Below are 18,761 nucleotides of genomic sequence, written 5' to 3' on the forward strand. Positions count from 1 at the left end.
CGTGGCAGCAATCAAATCCGCAATCCCAGTCCGCCGCTTCGACGCGGTGATCGTCGGCGCCGGCGGCTCCGGCATGCGCGCTTCCCTGCAACTGGCCGAAGCGGGCCTGAACGTGGCCGTGTTGTCGAAAGTGTTCCCGACCCGCTCGCACACCGTGGCGGCGCAGGGCGGCATCGGCGCCTCGCTGGGCAACATGGCTGAAGACAGCTGGTTCTGGCACATGTTCGACACCGTCAAGGGTGGCGACTACCTGGGCGACCAGGATGCGATCGAATTCATGTGCCGCGAAGCACCGAAGGTCGTGTACGAGCTGGAACACTTCGGCATGCCGTTCGACCGCAATCCCGACGGCACGATCTACCAGCGCCCGTTCGGCGGCCACACGGCCAACTTCGGCGAGAAGGCCGTGCAGCGCGCCTGCGCCGCGGCCGACCGCACCGGCCACGCGCTGCTCCATACGCTGTACCAGCGTAACGTCCGTGCCCGCACCCACTTCTTCGTCGAATGGATGGCGCTGGACCTGATCCGCGATTCGGAAGGCGACGTGATCGGCGTGGTGGCGCTGGAAATGGAAACCGGCGAAGTGATGATCCTGCAGGCGAAGACGACGATCTTCGCCACCGGCGGCGCCGGGCGGATCTTCGCCGCGTCGACCAACGCGTTCATCAACACCGGCGACGGCATGGGCATGGCCGCACGGGCCGGCCTGCCGCTGCAGGACATGGAATTCTGGCAGTTCCACCCGACCGGCGTGGCCGGCGCGGGCGTCTTGATCACCGAAGGCGTGCGCGGCGAAGGCGGCATCCTGATCAACTCGCAGGGCGAGCGCTTCATGGAGCGCTACGCGCCGACGCTGAAGGACCTGGCGCCGCGCGACTTCGTGTCGCGCTCGATGGACCAGGAAATCAAGGAAGGCCGCGGCGTGGGCCCGAACAAGGACCACGTGCTGCTCGACCTGCGCCACATCGGCAAGGAAACGATCGAGAAGCGCCTGCCGTCGATCCTGGAAATCGGTCACAAGTTCGCCAACGTGGACGCGACGAAGGAACCGATCCCGGTCGTGCCGACGATTCACTACCAGATGGGCGGTATTCCAACGAACATCCACGGCCAGGTCGTGGCACCGTCGGCCGACGGCTCGCAGAAGATCGTCAACGGCCTGTACGCGATCGGCGAATGCGCCTGCGTCTCCGTGCACGGTGCGAACCGCCTGGGCACGAACTCTCTGCTCGACCTGGTGGTGTTCGGCCGCGCGGCCGGCAACCACGTGGTGGCCTCGAACCTGAAGGCAAAAGAGCACAAGGACCTGCCGAAGGATGCGTCCGACTACGCCCTGAACCGCCTGAACAAGCTGGAAACCTCGACCGGCAGCGAAAAGGTGCAGGGCGTGGCCAACGACATCCGCGCCACGATGCAGAAATACTGCGGCGTGTTCCGCACCGACGACCTGCTGAAAGCCGGCTTCGACGAGATCATGAAGCTCGACGAGCGGCGCAAGCACGTGTCGTTCAAGGACAAGTCGAAGGTGTTCAACACGGCCAGAGTCGAAGCGCTCGAACTGGACAACCTGATCGAGACGGCCAAGGCCACGATCACGTCGGCCGTGGCGCGCAAGGAATCGCGCGGCGCCCACGCGCACAGCGATTTCCCGAACCGCGACGACGAGAACTGGATGAAGCACACGCTGTGGTTCTCCGAAGGCAACCGCCTGGACTACAAGCCGGTCGTCACCAAACCGCTGACGGTGGAAACCTTCAAGCCAAAAGCACGCACTTTCTAAGGTCTTACTGACATGGCACGCACTCTCAAATTCAAGATTTACCGCTACGATCCGGACAAGGATGCCAAGCCTTACATGCAGGACCTGACGGTCGAGCTGAAGGACACCGACAAGATGCTGCTCGACGCGCTGCAGCGCATCAAGTCGGACGTGGACGATTCGCTGGCGCTGCGCCGCTCGTGCCGCGAAGGCGTGTGCGGTTCGGATGCGATGAACGTCAACGGCAAGAACCGCCTGGCGTGCACGACGAACCTGAACGAACTGGTCGAACCGATCATCCTGCGCCCGCTGCCGGGCCTGCCGGTGATCCGCGACCTGATCGTGGACATGACGCAGTTCTTCAAGCAGTACGAATCGATCAAGCCGTTCCTGATCAACGAATCGATCCCGCCGGAGAAGGAACGCCTGCAGACGCCGGCCGAGCGCGAAGAGCTCGACGGCCTGTACGAGTGTATCCTGTGCGCGTGCTGCTCGACGTCGTGCCCGTCGTTCTGGTGGAACCCGGACAAGTTCGTGGGTCCGGCCGGCCTGCTGCAGGCCTACCGCTTCATCGCCGACTCGCGCGACGAAGCCACCGGCCAGCGCCTGGACGATCTGGAAGATCCGTACCGCCTGTTCCGCTGCCACTCGATCATGAACTGCGTGGACGTGTGCCCGAAGGGCCTGAACCCGAACCGCGCGATCGGCAAGATCAAGGAACTGATGGTTCGCCGCGCGATCTAGAAGCCGCGCACGCGGGATACCGCAATGAAAAAGCCGGGGTGAACGCGCAATGCGTTTGCCCCGGCTTTTTTTCGGCTGGTGCCGGCAATGGACGAGCTGGAACCATGACATTCTTCGGCACCTTGCCCCCTTCCCTGCAGACCCGGTGGGCGATATACAGCCGGCCCTGTTGGGGCGTCTGCCTCCTGTATTTTCGGTTAGTTGCAAATTGACCGCTGCGCTTCGGCAGTGGCAGGCATGCGAGAATTTACCGATGAAAAATCCCGCATCGGCCCTCTTTTCCGGCCATGGCGAAGTGCGTTCCCTGCTGCGCAAGCGGGACTGGAGCGGCTTTCCGTTCGGCCCGCCGGAACGATGGCCGCCGATCGTGCGGCAGACCATCGACATGCTGCTCCATACCCCGGCGCCGATGAGTTTCCTGTGGGGCGACGACCTTCTGTATTTCTACAACGATGCCTACACGGCGATCCTGGCCGACAAGCATCCCGCGGCGCTGGCCGGGCCATTGTGGGAAAACTGGCACGAGCACCAGGACGAGTTTGCCCCCATCGTGCGCAAGGCGCAGGATGGCGAAGCCTGCATTCTCACCGACATGCCATTCCCGGTCGCCCGCGGCGGCACGCTGCAGCAGGGTTATTTCACCTATACCCTGCTGCCGGTGTTCGATGCGGCCGGCGGCGTGACCGGCATTCTCGCGATCACGATCGAAACCACCATGCGGGTATTGTCGAACCGCCGGCAGGAATTCCAGCTGGGCCTTGCCGACCTGGTGCGCCCGCTCACCGATCCCCACGAAGTGATCGCCAGGGCCAGCGAGCTTCTGGGCCGGTGCCTCGCGGCGGACCGCGTGGTCTACGCCCTGGTGGACGACACGGGCGACACGGCGACCATCGAACGGGACTGGACCAGCGGCAGGCTGCCGACGATGGCGGGCAGCTTTTTCCACCTGGACGAATTCGGCCCCGCGCTGGCCGACGCCGTGCGCGCCGGAACGTCGCTGGTGCTGGGCGACGTCAAGGCGGACGAGCGCTCCGCCGCTTTCGCGAAAGCGTACACGGACCTCGGCCTGCAGGCCGTGCTGGTGATCCCGTTGATGAAACAGGGGCGCCTGCGCGCGCTGCTCAACGTGCATCACGTGGAACCCCATGCATGGACCCGTGTCGACGTGGACATCGCGGAAGACATGGCGGACCGCACCTGGTCGGCCGTGGAAAGTGCGCGCTCGCAGGCCGAGCTGCGCGAGGCGGACCGGCGCAAGGACGAGTTCCTGGCCATGCTGGCCCATGAATTGCGCAATCCGCTGGCACCGATCGGCGCGGCCGCCGAGCTGCTGCAGCACGGCAAGCTCGACGAGGCCAGCGTGTTGCGCACCAGCCAGGTCATCGGCCGCCAGGTGCGGCACATGACCAGCCTGGTGGACGACCTGCTCGACGTGTCGCGCGTCACGCGCGGCCTCGTCGAACTGCGCATGGACCGGCTCGACCTGCGCCATATCGTGACCGAAGCGATCGAGCAGATCACGCCGCTGATCCGGGCCCGGCGGCACCACCTGGCCCTGGCCCTGCCGCCGGATGCGCCCATCGTGCTGGGGGACAGGAAACGACTGGTGCAGGTGCTGGCCAACCTGCTCAACAACGCGGCCAAGTACACCGACGAAGGCGGGCATATCGGCGTGGAAACGGATGTGCGCGACGACCATGTGCTGGTGCATGTCGTCGACAACGGCATCGGCATGACGCCGGAACTGGCGCGCCGCGCCTTCGACCTGTTTTCGCAGGCGGAGCGCTCGTCCGACCGCTCGCTCGGCGGCCTGGGGCTGGGCCTGGCACTGGTGAAAAGCCTGATCGAGCTGCACCATGGCACGGTGCACTGCCGCAGCGACGGCCCGGGCAAAGGGAGCACGTTCACCGTCTGCCTGCCCCGTGCCGAACCGGAACCGGCCGGCCGCGCGCCCATCGGCGGGAAAGAGCCCGACCCGTCGCGCACCGGCGGACCGCTGCGCATCATGGTGGTGGATGACAATGTCGACGCGGCATCGATGCTGGCCATGCTCCTCGAAGCGGCCGGCCACCAGGTGCTGGTCGAACATTCGCCGCTGCAGGCGCTGGCCCGCAGCCGCGCCGAGGCGCCGCGCGTGTTCCTGCTCGATATCGGCCTGCCGCAGATGGATGGCTACGAACTGGCCAGGCGCCTGCGGGCCCAGCCGGAAACGGCCGGCGCGCTGCTGATCGCCGTCACCGGCTACGGCCAGGACAGCGACCGGGCCCAGACCGCCGCCGCCGGCTTCGATCACCATCTGGTCAAGCCGGTCGATTTGCCGCAGCTGTACAGGCTGCTCGCCCGCGTGGCACCGTAGCCGGCTGCATCCGCGCAAATGACCGCCCCGCCTTCCCTGCCCGGCCTCGGGGCTGGATCCTCAGTGGCGGAACATCCGCTCCACGTGGCTCATGTCGAACACGGGCTGCTGGCTGGCGACGAGGTCCGCTATCGCGCTGGCCGGCCGTGGCGGTTCGTCGGAAGGCGCGTTGACCGTGCCGAAGGCTGCCGCCAACGCGCTGCCGGCACAGAGAATGCATTTGATCAGGGTCATGTCTGCCTCCGCTATCGTTATAAGGCGGCCTTTGCAACCGCTCTGACTTCAGAGTAGTCCCCGCACGGCAGGAAGGAAAGCCCATATTGGCGATAGCAGGTATCTGTCGGACGAATGCAACTCTTGTTCTCTCCAGCAAACGTTTTCAGAAGGAAAAACGCCCCGGCCGCGCGGCAGCCGGGGAGTACGAATGCCATTGCAACGCGCCGGCATGCGGCGAACGGCCGTGTCGGCTGCCCGAGGCCTAGCTGGTGCGCAGCAGCGCCGTCAGTGCCACCAGGCGGTCCGCCTCCTGCGCTTCATGGTAGGGCCGCATCAGGCGCACCGGCGTGCCGTTGATTTCCCGTAGCTGCCCGCTCCACGCGCCCTCGTACAGCAGCTTCAGGTCGCGCCGGTCGGCATCCGTCATCGTGCTGGCGGCACCATAGTTCATGATGCTGAACGGCTTGCTGGCGTCGTGCTCGCCGAAAACCTCGGAAGGCCAGCGGGTTTCGCTGATGAGCGCGAAGAAATGGCGCAAGCCGAACACGTGCCCCAGTTCATGGGCCATCGTTTCGACCTGCTCCGTCTCGTCGAGCTCGAAGAATTTCGGGTAGATCTTCAGTTCGTGCCTGCCGGGATCGGGGAAGAACGCGCTGGCCAGCACGCAGCCGCTGACGGAGCAGCGGTCCGCCTCGCGGATGGCGATCTCGAAATCGTAGGCGTCATCCCGTTCGGAGAGCTTGACGGGAGCGCCCTCGCCCCATTGCTCGACGCCTTTGCCCAGCAGGAGCCGCACCGCCGCGGCCGCGGCATCGGGCTGCTCGAACGCTTCCAGCGAAAACTGGTTGAAGCGCCAGCGCAGCGTGACATCCCTGCCCCATAACGGAATGAATCCTTCGCTGGCATCGACCAGCAGGTCGAGCTTGGACGCGCCGCGCGGGCGCTCGTGGCCGCGCGAATCCGTCGCGCACACCGCCTTGTACTTGCCGTAGACATGTACCGCCGTCCCGGCGAGAGCCGGCTGTTTCCCGGCCCACCGGAACGCTTCCCGGTCCACCGACGGATAGACCGCGTCGCCGTTCGTCTCGTTCTGCCCCATTGTTCCCTCCGTCCTGGCTGGTTTTACGTCGTCCCGCCAGGGCGCCATTCCGCAGGCGCGCCGAGCGGGTTCACTTTAATTATCGGCCGCTTTCCGGCGCCTGCAATCGCTTTCCCTTCCTCGCATGCCGGAAGCGGGAATCGTGGCAAAAATGCCACGATCCGCAGGCTGGCTTGCATCGCGTCCAGGACATTCCAGCGGACGCTACTTAAATAAAAGTAATTAACAAGGAGGTCACAATTGACTCCTATGCTCCGGGACTGACGTTTCCCAATGTACAACTGGAGCAAAAACTTGATCGAGAAAAAAATGGCGCTCGCGATCGGCTGCGCACTCGGAGCGCTGTACGTGTTTTCCACTCCGGTGCTGGCGCAGGACCCATCGCAGGAGCCGGCACAGGCAAGCCAGGCCCCTGCGCCGCCCGACTCCCGGACCGCTCCTCAAGCCGATCCACAAGGAAAGCCGCAGGCCGATCGGCAGGCAGCCAACCAGGCCGATTCCCAGGTCGTGGTCGTCACCGGTTCGGCCCGTCCGCAACGGCGCTTCGATGTTTCCTACGCCGTGAATGCGCTGTCGCAAGCCGAAGTGCAGAAGCTCGCGCCGCTGAACATGGCCGACCTGCTGGGCAAGCTGCCGGGCATCCAGGTCGAGGCCACCGGCGGCGAAGTGCAGAACGTGACGCGGGTGCGGGGCATTCCCACCGATGACGGCTATGCCTTGTTCCAGCAGGACGGCCTGCCGCTGATGACGGAGATCAACGGCTTCTTCTTCCGCGGCGACAGCATGAACCGCTACGACCTGATGACGAAGACCATCGAGGTGGTGCGCGGCGGCCCCGCGCCGATCTACGCCAGCCAGGCCGCGGCCATCGTCAACAGCACCACGGTGACCGGCACGGAGACCACCCGCGGCAAGGCCCAGGTGACGGTCGGCACCACGGGCCTCAGGCGCATCGATGCCTACCAGGCCGGCAAGATCGACGACCGCACCTTCTATGCGATCGGCGGCTTCGTGCGCGAGGATGACGGCCACCGCGACAACGGCTTCCCGAACGACCGCGGCGGCCAGATCCGGGCGAACATCAAGCGCGTGACCGACGCGGGCACGTGGAAGCTGAGCGCTAATTTCCTGAACGACCATAACGTGTTCTACCTGCCGATCCCGGTGGCCGATCCGCGCAATCCCGGCGTGTCGCTCGATCCGTACATCGATTATTTCAAGGGCACGATGAACTCGCCGGCGCTGCGCAACGTCAGCCAGAAGTACCTCGACGGGTCCGATGCGCTGCAATCGAGCCGGCGCGACCTGGCAAATGGCCGGCACCTGCGCTTCGGCAATATCGGTTTGCAATACGACGGCGAACTGGGGCCGTGGCAGGTGGCGGCCAAAGCGGGTTTCACGAAGGGCACGCTCGATTTCGACGCCTTCTATTCGACGTCGAACCCGGCCGACGCGACGACGTTCGCCAACGGTTTCCTCGCGGCCGCCAGGTCCGCGTTCGGCGCGGTGGACCGCCTCGGCTATGCGCTGTCGGGCACCGGCGGCCAGGCCTACGATCCGGCGTCCGCCTCCGGCCTCGTCATGCAGGGGCAGTACCGCGCCCTCGCCTCGGATTTCCACTCGAACCAGGTGGACCTGAACGTCACGCGCAACTTCCGGACCGGCCTGGGCAGCCACGATGTGAAAGCGGGCTTCTACGGCAGCACCTATGGCGCCACCAGCCGGTCGGTCTACAACGACATGCTGATCGAGGTGCAGGGCCAGCCGCGCACGCTCGACCTGCTGGCCTATTCGGCTTCGGGCGCCGTGCTCGGCTCGGTCACGGACAACGGCGTGCTGCGCTACACCACCACGCTGAACGGCGGCGACGTGGATGCCCGGATGGGCGCGCTGTACCTGAACGATACCTGGGATATTTCCGACCGGCTGCGCCTCGACGCCGGCGTGCGCACCGAGCGCTACAAGTACGACGGTCATGCGCTGCTGACGGAGGCGGCAAACCTGGGCGACGCGGCCACGCTGGCCGACAACAACACGCGCGCCTTCACCGGCGCGCGCCAGGCACACGTGATCAAGCCGCACACCACGAACTGGACGGTGGGCGCGAACTACGACTTTTCCACGCGGTTCGGCGGCTATGCCCGTGCTTCCCACCTCGAAGTGCCGCCGACGATGCAGGTGGCCTCGTCGGTCGACCCGCTCGTGCTGACGACGAAGGCGAACCAGTACGAAGCCGGCTTCAAGGCCACGTTCGGCCGTTCCTACCTGTACGTGACAGGCTTCTACACGCAGTTCGATCCATTGAACGCTTCGTTCGTGGCGTTCAACCCCGTTACGGGGCGCAACGACCAGACCGTGCCGTTCTTCGGCAAGGCCGTCATCCGCGGCGCCGAGATCGACGGCGCATGGCACCTGGCGAAACGCCTCGTCGTCAACGCTTCGCTGACCTTCCAGGACCCCGAATACCGCAACTTCGTCAGCGCCACGGGCGCCGACCCCTCGCGAGTGGTCGGCAACCAGATCGTCCGCGAACCGAGAGTGTTCGGCAATATCCGCCCGAGCTACAGCTTCAGCGTGGGCGACAACGTCGTCGACGTCTCCGGCAGCTATGCTTACACGGGCAAGCGCTACGTCGACCTGTTCAATGCCACCGCGCTGCCTTCGTATCGCTCGGTGGGCGCCGGCATCCTCGTCACGCGCGGCGACTGGCAATTCCAGCTTGCTGGCGACAACCTGACGAACGCGAAAGGCCTCACCGAAGGCAACCCGCGTACCGATACCCTGGCGGGCCAGGGCAGCAACGTGGCGATCTACGGCCGGCCGGTGTTCGGGCGCAGCGCACGCCTGATGGTGAGCAAAGCATGGTGAACACGGCAAAAGCGGGCAAGGAAACAATGACGCGGATCAGCAGGCATTTCATTCTCGCGGCGGCACTGGCCGTCGCCCTTCCCTCCTTTTGCGCCCACGCCGCGCCGGTCAGGGACGGGTACTGGGCGCTGATGGCGAACCAGCTGTTCCCCACGCTCGCCGGCATCAGGGGCGCGCCCCCGCAAGGCCTGGCAACGGTGCTGGACACCCGCAGGAAGCGCATCGATGCATGCGAGGGTGCGTCGAAGTGCCTGTTCCTCGCGTCCACCTGGACCGACGATGAAATGGACGCCGTGGCGCGCGCCGTGCCGTCGGGCTCGGCCGCACCGTCGAGGCCGCCGATGGCCGACGACGGGGTCAAGGCCCAGGTGGTGCGCGAATTGCGAGGGCTGAACGCGATCCTGCAGGTCTATGGCTTCGGTACCGAGCCGCGCTACCCGAAGATCGACGGCCCGGTCGAGAAGCCCGGCAGCGAAGAGTTCAAGGCCCTGGTGGCGGACGCCATCTGGCTGGCCGGGGCGTCGCGCAACGATCCGGGGATGGGCCTGGATCCGAGCATGCCGCTGGCGATCGCCCTCATCGACGTCAACGAGCGGCGCGACGCGGTGGCCTTCGAGCCGCTCGACAAGGCGCACAACGCGGCGGCATTCGCGCTGGCGCGCGGCATCGACTGGAAGCGCCACAGGTACACGGCGATCATCATCCCGGGCGTGGGGCCGGAAAACCCGACGATCGCGCTGAGCGCGCGCGGCAAGCTGCACCTGCGGCTGGCCGCCAGCCGCTTCGCGGACGGCGATGCGGCATTCATCATCGTCAGCGGCGCGGCCGTGCATCCGAAGGATTCGCGCTTCAACGAAGCGGTCGAGATGCGCAAGGTGCTGGTCGAGCGCTACGGCATTCCGGCCGAGCGCATCGTCATCGAACCGTATGCCCGCCATACGACCACGAACCTGCGCAACGCCACGCGGCGGCTGGTCGCCATGGGCGCGCCGATCGACCGCCCCACGCTGATCGTCGCCAACGCCAGCCAGAGCCGCTACATCGAAAGCCCCGAGTTCGCCGCCCGCAATCCGGCTGAGCTGGGCTACCAGCCCGGCACCGTCGGCGCGCGCCTGTCGCCTTACGAGCTCGAGTTCGTGCCGTCGCCGCGGTCGCTGCGCGTCGACCCGTGGGACCCGCTGGATCCCTGAAGCAACTGCCGCCGCTGCGTGCGACTGGCGTCGCGCGTGGCGCGCGGGCCGGCTCGCAGGCCACCGCCAGCGCCACGTCCATCGTGCCGATCGGCCGTCATGCGGGGCGTCGCTATCAAGATATGATCCGCATCAAATTTACTGCGAATATCGTAACAGCCAGGCGCCCGAGTTGCGCCACGACAGCGCGGTCGCCGTATCCTGCATTACCGGCCGCCCCGATGGCGCGACGGGCATCAACTCCACAGGAGCACACATGGGCAGGGTAGCGATCGTGACGGGCGGCACACGCGGCCTGGGCGAAGCCATCCCGGTGGCCTTGCAGGAAGCCGGCAACCGCGTGGCGGCCGTGTATCACAACAACGAGGAAGCGGCGGCCGCGTTCGCCGACCGACACCGCATTCCCGTCTTTTGCTGGGATGTCGGCGACTTCGATGCCTGTGCGCGCGGCGTGGCCGGCGTCGATCGCGCGCTCGGCCCGGTCAACATCCTGGTCAACAATGCCGGCGTTACCCGCGATGCGATGCTGCACAGGATGACACCGGAGCAATGGTCGGCCGTGCTGCACACCAACCTCGGCTCAATGTTCAACATCGCCCGCAGCCGCTGTCGCCTACACTGAAAGCAGTCAACCGCCGGAGCCCATCATGTACAAGACCATCGTGGTGCATGTCGACGACAGTCCCCAATTCAAGCCGAGGCTCGCGATGGCGGCAGCGCTGGCATCGGCGCACGGCGGCCACCTGGTCGGCAGCGCCGTGACCGGCATCACGCAGCACGACTTCGTCATGCTCGGCACGTCGCCGCTGATGGCGCTGCCGGACGACGGCTTCGACGTGCTGCGCAGCAGCGCCGGCGACCAGCTGCTCGGGTTCGCCACCGAAGCCGGCCGGCTGGGCGTGGCTTCCTGGGAACAGCGCATGATCGAGGACGATGCCGCCAATGCCCTGCTGCTCGAATCGCGCTATGCCGACCTGCTGGTGCTCAGTCCCGGCACCCCCGCCGGATCGCGCCTGCGGCTGACGGCCGACCTGCCTGAATACGTGGCCCTGCACAGCGCACGGCCGGTCCTGGTGGTGCCGCCCGACCATGCGGACACCGACCTGGCCGGCACCATCGTCATCGGCTGGGATGCCGGCATGGAGGCGACCCGCGCGGTCGCCGGCGCACTGCCGCTGCTGCTGCGTGCCCGGTCGGTGCTGGTGGCGGTGGTCAATCCCGACGGGATGGCCGGGCGCCATGGCGAGCAGCCCGGCGCGGACCTGGCCACCTACCTGGCGCGCCACGGCGCGACGGTGGAAATCGTGCCCGAGCACAGCAACGCACCCGTGGCCGCCACGCTCGTGGGACTGGCGCGCGACGCGGGCGCGAACCTGCTGGTGACCGGCATCTACGGCCACAGCCGCTACCGCGAGTGGTTCGCCGGCGGGGTCAGCCGCGACCTGCTGAAGAACGTCAGCGTGCCCCTGTTGCTGGCGCACTGACATGCACGCCCCCGGCGCCCGGTACCGGAGGCCGCCATGACGCGCAAGCCCCTCTCCAGCTACTGCGCCTACCAGCCCGAAGGCAGCGCCTGGCAAGGCGGGCCGCTGCACGAAGTGCCTGGCCGCGCTACGGAAAACGCCGCCGCGGACCTGTTCCTGAACGGCCTGCTGGCCGGGCTGACCAGCTCGATCTCGCCCGCGGCGCTCGCCACCGCGTGGTTCGACTGGGTGTGCCACCTGATGCTGGCACCGTCGAAGGCACAGGAGCTGGCCGTGCAGGGCGCGGCGGGAGCGGTCAGCTGGCTCGGCTATGCCGCCCGCGCAGCCATGCCCGCCGCCGACCCGGCGCGCATCATCGAACCGCTGGCGCAGGACCGCCGCTTCGCCGACCCCGCGTGGCAGCGCTGGCCATGGAACGTGATGTCGCAGGGCTTCCTGATCCAGCAGCAATGGTGGCACCACGCCACGTCTGGCGTGCGCGGGGTATCGCGCCACCACAGCGAGGTAGTCACATTCACGGCGCGCCAGCTGCTCGACTGCGTGGCGCCATCGAATTTCGTGCTGACCAACCCGGTGGTGCAGGCGGCCACGCTGCGCTCGGCGGGCACCAACCTCGTGTCGGGCGCGGTGCGCGCCGCCAGGGATACCGCACGGGCGCTGTCCGGCATGCGGCCCGACAGCGCCTACGTGCCGGGCCGCGATGTGGCCGTCACGCGCGGCACCGTCGTGCTGCGCAACGAGCTGATCGAGCTGCTGCGCTACGACCCGGCGACGCCGCAGGTGCACGCGACTCCGCTGCTGATCGTGCCGGCATGGATCATGAAGTACTACATCCTCGACCTGTCGCCGCACAATTCCCTGGTGCGTTACCTGGTGGGCAAGGGCCACACGGTGTTCATGATCTCGTGGAAGAATCCCGCCGCGACCGACCGCGGGCTCGGCATGGACGATTACCGCAGGCTCGGCGTGATGGCCGCGCTCGATGCGGTGTGCGTGGAGACCGGCGCCGAACGCGTCAACGCCTGCGGCTATTGCCTGGGCGGCACGCTGCTGGCCATCGCAGCCGCGGCCATGGCGCGCGACCACGATGCCCGGCTGGCCAGCATCACGCTGCTTGCCGCGCAAACCGATTTCAACGAGCCGGGCGAACTGTCGCTGTTCGTCGACGAAAGCGAGGTCAGCTACCTGGAGGCGGCCATGTGGTCCACCGGCTACCTCGACACGCGGCAGATGGCCGGCGCCTTCCAGGTGCTGCGCTCGAACGACCTGATCTGGTCGCGGCGCCTCAAGCATTACCTGCTGAACCAGGAAGACCGCGACAGCGACCTGATGGCCTGGAATGCGGATGCGACCCGCATGCCCTACCGCATGCATTCCGAGTACCTGCGCCGGCTGTTCCTGAACAACGACCTCGCCAACGGCCGCTACCTGGTCGGCGGGCGGGCGGTCGCGCTGACCGACATCGATGCGCCCATCTTTGCCGTGGGCACGCTGACCGACCACGTGGCACCCTGGCGCTCGGTCTACAAGATCGTGCTGCTCAGCGATACCGAGGTGACGTTCCTGCTCACTTCCGGCGGCCACAATGCCGGCGTGGTGGCGCCGCCGGAAGACGGCGCCGCCCGCTCGTACCAGGTCGCCACGCATGCGCAGGACACGGCCTTCATCGATGCCGACACCTGGCACCGCTGCGTGCCCGCCGCGCATGGCTCCTGGTGGCCCGAGTGGGAGGGCTGGCTGGCGGCGCACGCCGGCCCGCTGATGCGGCATCCACCGGCCGGGGCGACGCTCGATGCCGCCCCGGGCCGCTACGTGCTCCAGCCGTGACGTGCGCGGTGGCCGTCTTCGGTGCGTGGCACCTTGGACAGCACCGCATTTCTCGCGCCGAAGCGGGCCGCCGGATCCGCCGGCGGCATGGCACCGGGTGCCGGCAACGCGGGCCGCCGGACCGCCCCCGCTCCGCGCAACGGCCACGCCACTTCCGTCGCTTGCAAAATCTCATTATGATGTCGAAAAGACAGCTCGCAACGCTTCGTGCTCCATTCCCTGCAGGCATTCCCGATACGATCTTTCATGGAGACGAGTATGGATCGTGGTGAAACAAGCGACCCCGGCATACAAGCGCCGGCGGAAACATTCGTTGCTTTGCTACCAGCCGTCATGCATGCCTGGGAAAACCGGGTGACCGCCGAGGTACCCGTTGCGAAGGACCTGGATGCGTCGATCCTGGCTGGCGCCCTGCCCTTGATCCATGAAACCCTGGCCGAGGCGTTGTCGGGCGGCGACGCCATGGTCGTCGGCGGCAGCACGCTCGGCGCGGCGCACGGGCGCGAACGGGCGCTGATGACCGGCTACCGGCCTTGCGACCTCATCCACGAACTGCAGATCTTCCGCGATGTGATCCTGGATACCGCGGAACTCGGCGGCGTGCGTTTCAGCCAGGACCAGCGGGCGCTCGTGCGATGCCTGACCGACGGGATCGCCCGTGACAGCCTGAACGGCCACAGCCAGGTCCGCGAACAGGAGCGCAAGCAGTTCAGCGCCGCGCTGTCGCGCGATGTGCGAAACCTGCTGAACGTGGTTGGCGTAACGGCCCAGCTGATCGGGCAAAAGGCGCACGATCCCGGCATTGCCAGCATGACCGCGCGGATCACCGGCAAGATCGGCGAAGCCGACGCCATGCTGCAGAACGTGACGAACGAAGCCTCCCTGACCAGGACGCTGAAGCTGAAACTGACGATCGGCCAGGTGAGCCTGTTTCCGTTGATCGAACAGGTCCGCATCGACTTCCAGGATGCCCCGCCGGCGATCAGGATCCGCAGCGACCGCATCGAGGGCTACTGGAGCTGGGCGACGATGGACAGCGCGCTGCGCGACCTGGTCATCCTTGCCAGGCAGTTCGGCGCGCCGACGGGCGAGATCGTCATCGCGGCGAAAGTCGATTTCGGACGATTGTTCCTGTCGGTCCATGACGCCAGTTTTTTCCTGGGCGCCGATGAAATCGGGGCGCTGTTCGGAAACCCCGACCGGTATGGCGACGGGGATGCCGCCCGCACCGGCCTGTCGTCCGTAAGGGAGGTGGCGGAAAGCCATGGCGGATCGCTGGTCGTGCGCAGCTCCGCATCGTCGGGCACGACGTTCACCATCAACATACCGCTCGATGCGCGCCCCTACGTCCAATGATGCCCGGCCGTGCGGACGGCGCACGGCGAACCAAACGCGCGGCCGCGCATCCAACGGGCAGATGCAGGAAACTGGTGGAATTACCGTCGCGGCATCGACCGGGAACGGGCCCCCGGCCGAAACGCGCGGAACCATCGGCCAGACCGCCCCATTTCGCCTGGAGAACAGCCATGAGCACGACCATCAAGCTTGAAAGAACCGACTGGAAATCGTACTTCGACACCGTTGCCCGGGAGCTGGCGGGAAAGCAGGTCGAGATAGAAATCGCTTCGCTGGACATCGGCAGCCAGGTCGCCGCCCGGTGGCTGCCTGCGCTGGGCGTGACCTACGACGAGAAAAACGACCTGCTGGCCGTGATCGCGGAAGGCCTGGACCACATGATCAGCCATCCGCGCGAGGTGTTTGTCGAAAGCGAAGGGGGCGAACTGCGGTCGATCAATGCGATCGACGCCGAGGGTGCGAGCCAGATCATCCGGTTCAGGGACCCGCCTGCGCCGCCGGCGGCATGACGCTGGCACCATGCCGCACGGATGGCGGCATGGCGATCGCATTCCTGTCGCACGCCGGCCGCAGGCTTACTTCACGTCCAGCAGCTCGACCTCGAAGTTCAGCGTGGCGTTCGGTGGAATCGGGCCCGCGCCGCCCTCGCCGTAACCCATGCTGGCAGGAACGATCAGCGTGCGCTTGCCGCCCACCTTCATGCCCTGCACCCCTTCGTCCCAGCCCTTGATGACCTGGCCGGCGCCGAGCTGGAAGCTGAACGGGCCGCGGCCGATCGACGAATCGAATTTATCGCCGCGCTGCTGCGGCGCGGCAGGCACGTACAGCCAGCCCGTGTAGTTGACGACGGCGGTCGTGCCGGCCACCGCTTCCTTGCCCGTGCCGGCCACGGTATCGATCTTCTGGAACGCCACGGGGGCGGCCGCCGGCACGGCGGCGGCGGACGGGTCGGCGGCGGGCGGCGTCTTGGCGCGGTCGCAGCCGGCCAGCGCCAGCGCGAGGGTCAGGCCGATAATGGAGGTGGAGAGCAGCTGTTTCATGGGTTCTTTCGTGGTGATTGTGCGGATGCCGCGCAGCATACAGGGTGCGTGGGCTTGTGCCAATATCGCGCTGTGCGGCGGGCGCCGCTGGTTGCCCGGGTACGCCGGTCCGATGCCGTGTGGCATGAGCCAACGCAGCCATGGCGCGGTGAAGACACACGCCGCTGCATCCCCGCGCCGCCGGCCGGGTTTCGCATCGTTGCCAGCTCGGCATGCCTGTATCGATATGTCACCGTCTGTCGTGGGTTGGTCACGCAGCTTGCGGATACGGGCACGCCGGTTAAGCTGGGTGCACACCAACCGTTGCAGGCGGAGGCGCAATGGACAATCCGGTACACGCAACCGGCCAGCGGATGCCGCACGACAGTGCCCCTGCCGATGCCCAGCGGCTGTACTTCCTGGACTGGATACGGATCTGCGCATTTTGCGTACTGGTCTGCTTCCATACGGGCCTCTACTACGGACCGTGGGCATGGCACGTGAAAAGCGCATACGCCGGCCCGGCGATCGAACCCCTGCTGCTGCTGACGTCGCCGTGGCGGATGTCCCTGCTGTTCCTGGTCAGCGGCGCGGCCTCCGGCTTCCTGTTGAGCAAGGCATCGGATGCGAAGTTCCTGCGCGAACGCACGTCGCGCCTGCTCGTACCGCTCGTGTTTGGCATGGCCGTCGTCGTGCCGCCGCAATCGTATTGCGAAGCCATCGAAAAGATGGGTTACAACGGCAGCTACCTGGATTTCCTGCAGCGCTACCTGTGGGCCGATCCGGGCTTCTGCCCAGGCGGGGATTGCCTGGCATCACCTGGCTGGAACCACCTGTGGTTCGTCGCCTACCTGTGGGTCTATACGGTTGCGCTGTCGTTCACTGTGGCCATCGCCGGGCGCGAACGCCTGGAGCGCGCGGGGCGGTGGCTGTGCGGCATGCTGGCGGGCTGGCGCGCCGTCGTCCTGCCCGCCACCGCGATCGCCGTGGCACGCGCGGCGTTGTTCCCACGGTTCGGCGATACCCATGCCCTGGTCGACGACTGGTATAACCACGCGGTTTATTTTCCGATCTTCCTGCTCGGCGCACTGGTGGCCGGGCAGCACCGCTTCTGGAACGAAGCCGCGCGCCTGCGTTTTGCCGCGCTGGCCCTGGCCCTGGGCGGATGGGCCGCCCTGGTCTGCCTGCATGCGCTGCCAGCCGAAGCGCGCGACGGCCCCCGCTTCCTGCTGGCCATGGCATGCGTGCGCGGCACCTGCCAATGGTGCACCATCCTGGCGGTCTGCGGTTTTGCCTGCCGCCATCTGAATATCGACGGGCCAGCGCGGCGCTATCTGACCGGGGCGGTCTTTTGCATCTACATCGTGCACCAGACACTGATCGTGGTACTCGCGACGGCCCTCAAACCACTGTCCATCGCGCCTTTCACGGAGGCCGGCGTGATCGTCGTGCTGACGTTCGTGGGCAGTTTCGCCATGTTCGAAGCGATACGGCGCATGGCGGTATTGCAGCCATTTTTCGGCGTATCGCCGTCCAGGGCCGCCATGGCGGTACGGGAACGTGCCACCGAAGCGCGGATCGCCGGCCGATGATGGTGGCGGCAAGCGCTGGCGCGCGCGCCGTCCGGCAGCTCAACATTACAATCATGGCAATCAACTTTGAAAGCCGCCATGCCACCCTGCCCCGCCATCCGCCCCCTTGCCTGCTGGGCCGCCGTTTCAGCCGTGCTGATGTTCTCCGCCGGCGCCCGCGCCCAGACCGTCGTGAAGATCGGTACCGCGTCGCCGCTGTCCGGTCCCGGCGCGCACCAGGGCAAGGATATCGAGAACGGCGCCCGCATGGCGATCGACGACCTCAACGCCAAGGGCATCGTCATCGGCGGCAAGAAGGTCAACTGGGTACTGCTTCCGGAAGACGATGCCAGCGACCCGAAATCGGGCACGGCCGTGGCGCAGAAACTCGTCGATGCCCGCGTGGCCGCCGTGGTCGGCCACCTGAACTCGGGCACCACGGTGCCGGCATCGAAGATCTACGCCACCGCGGGCATTCCGCAGATCTCGCCGGCCGCCACCACGCCGGTGTACACGCACCAGGGGCTCAAGACCGCGTTCCGCGTGGTGGCCAACGACAACCTGATCGGCCGCACGCTGGCCACCTATTCGCTGAACACGCTGAAGGCGCAGCGCATCGCCGTCATCGACGACCGCACGGCGTTCGGCCAGGGCCTGGCGGACGAATTCGCCAAGGGGGTGCGCGCCGCGGGCGGCAAGGCGGCGATCGTCAGCCGCCAGTTCACCAGCGACAAGGCGGTGGACTTCAACGCCATCCTCACGCAGATCCGCGGCAAGAAGCCGGACGTGATCTTCTACGGCGGCATGGATGCCGTGGCCGGCCCGATGCTCAAGCAGATGAAGACGCTGGGGATCGACGCGAAGCTGGTATCCGGCGACGGCATCTGCTCGGACCGCCTGCCGCTGCTGGCCGGCGACGCGCTGGGCGACGACAGGGTGGTGTGCGTAGTGGCCGGCGGCATCGACGGCCCGCAGGAAGCCAGCAACGCGGCGTTCGACGAGCGCTACCGCCAGCGCTTCAAGCTGCCGGTGGAATCCTACGCCCCGTACGCCTACGACGCCGTGATGACCATCGCCACGGCGATGCAGGCGGCAAAGTCCACCGCGCCGGCAACGTTCCTGCCGGCGCTGTCGAAAGTCCGGTACCAGGGCATCACGGGGACGATTGCATTCGATGCGAACGGCGATTTGCGCGATGCGGCGATGACGATGTTCACCTACCGGCAGGGCAGGAAGGTGAAGCTGCAGGTGGTGCGCGGGCGCTAATTTCCC

The 18,761-nt window shown here is 66.8% G+C and carries 15 protein-coding genes; 12 read left to right on the plus strand and 3 right to left on the minus strand.

The window, feature by feature from the left end:
- The first annotated feature begins 1 nt into the window (after position 1).
- The 3 genes from sdhA to GJV26_RS02880 all read left to right on the plus strand — a co-directional run bounded on the left by sdhA (position 2) and on the right by GJV26_RS02880 (position 4,859).
- A complete protein-coding gene (gene sdhA, locus GJV26_RS02870) occupies positions 2 to 1,780 on the plus strand; it encodes a succinate dehydrogenase flavoprotein subunit (protein WP_189442409.1) in 1,779 nt (592 codons plus the stop codon).
- A gap of 12 nt (positions 1,781 to 1,792) precedes the next feature.
- Positions 1,793 to 2,503 carry a succinate dehydrogenase iron-sulfur subunit gene (locus GJV26_RS02875; RefSeq protein WP_155707481.1) on the plus strand — a complete coding sequence of 237 codons (711 nt, stop codon included), beginning with the start codon at positions 1,793 to 1,795 and terminating at the stop codon, positions 2,501 to 2,503.
- A gap of 253 nt (positions 2,504 to 2,756) precedes the next feature.
- On the plus strand, positions 2,757 to 4,859 hold the full coding sequence (locus GJV26_RS02880) for an ATP-binding protein (RefSeq protein ID WP_155707483.1): 2,103 nt from the start codon (positions 2,757 to 2,759) through the stop codon (positions 4,857 to 4,859).
- Between the two features lie 60 nt (positions 4,860 to 4,919).
- On the opposite strand, the gene GJV26_RS02885 is transcribed toward GJV26_RS02880, so the two are convergent.
- Positions 4,920 to 5,093, minus strand: a complete 174-nt coding sequence (locus GJV26_RS02885; protein ID WP_155707485.1) for a hypothetical protein — start codon at positions 5,091 to 5,093, stop codon at positions 4,920 to 4,922.
- A gap of 244 nt (positions 5,094 to 5,337) precedes the next feature.
- Complete coding sequence (locus tag GJV26_RS02890; RefSeq protein ID WP_216643103.1) at positions 5,338 to 6,174, minus strand: zinc metalloprotease; 837 nt, start codon at positions 6,172 to 6,174, stop codon at positions 5,338 to 5,340.
- 294 nt (positions 6,175 to 6,468) lie between these two features.
- Between GJV26_RS02890 and GJV26_RS02895 the strand changes: the two genes are divergently transcribed.
- The 7 genes from GJV26_RS02895 to GJV26_RS02925 all read left to right on the plus strand — a co-directional run bounded on the left by GJV26_RS02895 (position 6,469) and on the right by GJV26_RS02925 (position 15,408).
- Positions 6,469 to 9,042, plus strand: coding sequence for a TonB-dependent receptor (locus GJV26_RS02895; RefSeq protein ID WP_216643104.1), 2,574 nt, complete (start codon positions 6,469 to 6,471; stop codon positions 9,040 to 9,042).
- Between the two features lie 26 nt (positions 9,043 to 9,068).
- On the plus strand, positions 9,069 to 10,232 hold the full coding sequence (locus tag GJV26_RS02900; RefSeq protein WP_173346125.1) for a YdcF family protein: 1,164 nt from the start codon (positions 9,069 to 9,071) through the stop codon (positions 10,230 to 10,232).
- A 256-nt stretch (positions 10,233 to 10,488) separates the two neighbouring features.
- Positions 10,489 to 10,854, plus strand: a complete 366-nt coding sequence (locus GJV26_RS02905; RefSeq protein ID WP_155707487.1) for an SDR family NAD(P)-dependent oxidoreductase — start codon at positions 10,489 to 10,491, stop codon at positions 10,852 to 10,854.
- Between the two features lie 25 nt (positions 10,855 to 10,879).
- Positions 10,880 to 11,716 carry a universal stress protein gene (locus tag GJV26_RS02910; protein WP_155707489.1) on the plus strand — a complete coding sequence of 279 codons (837 nt, stop codon included), beginning with the start codon at positions 10,880 to 10,882 and terminating at the stop codon, positions 11,714 to 11,716.
- Positions 11,717 to 11,752: 36 nt separating this feature from the next.
- Entirely contained in the window at positions 11,753 to 13,543 is a 1,791-nt protein-coding gene (locus GJV26_RS02915; protein WP_155707491.1) for a PHA/PHB synthase family protein, read from the plus strand.
- 333 nt (positions 13,544 to 13,876) lie between these two features.
- A complete protein-coding gene (locus GJV26_RS02920) occupies positions 13,877 to 14,899 on the plus strand; it encodes a sensor histidine kinase (RefSeq protein WP_155707493.1) in 1,023 nt (340 codons plus the stop codon).
- Positions 14,900 to 15,069: 170 nt separating this feature from the next.
- Entirely contained in the window at positions 15,070 to 15,408 is a 339-nt protein-coding gene (locus GJV26_RS02925; RefSeq protein WP_155707495.1) for a DUF5335 domain-containing protein, read from the plus strand.
- 66 nt (positions 15,409 to 15,474) lie between these two features.
- Here the strand turns inward: GJV26_RS02925 and GJV26_RS02930 are convergent, their stop codons facing one another.
- Positions 15,475 to 15,939: an FKBP-type peptidyl-prolyl cis-trans isomerase gene (locus GJV26_RS02930; RefSeq protein ID WP_155707496.1), complete on the minus strand. Its 465-nt coding sequence runs from the start codon at positions 15,937 to 15,939 to the stop codon at positions 15,475 to 15,477.
- Positions 15,940 to 16,259: 320 nt separating this feature from the next.
- Between GJV26_RS02930 and GJV26_RS02935 the strand changes: the two genes are divergently transcribed.
- Together GJV26_RS02935 and GJV26_RS02940 are read left to right on the plus strand one after the other, a co-directional pair.
- Positions 16,260 to 17,510, plus strand: coding sequence for an acyltransferase family protein (locus GJV26_RS02935; RefSeq protein ID WP_229419151.1), 1,251 nt, complete (start codon positions 16,260 to 16,262; stop codon positions 17,508 to 17,510).
- A 78-nt stretch (positions 17,511 to 17,588) separates the two neighbouring features.
- Positions 17,589 to 18,755, plus strand: a complete 1,167-nt coding sequence (locus GJV26_RS02940) for a branched-chain amino acid ABC transporter substrate-binding protein (RefSeq protein WP_155707498.1) — start codon at positions 17,589 to 17,591, stop codon at positions 18,753 to 18,755.
- The last annotated feature ends 6 nt before the right edge of the window (positions 18,756 to 18,761 follow it).

Origin of the sequence: Pseudoduganella dura (assembly GCF_009727155.1) — a bacterium.
Lineage (GTDB): Bacteria > Pseudomonadota > Gammaproteobacteria > Burkholderiales > Burkholderiaceae_D > Rugamonas > Rugamonas dura.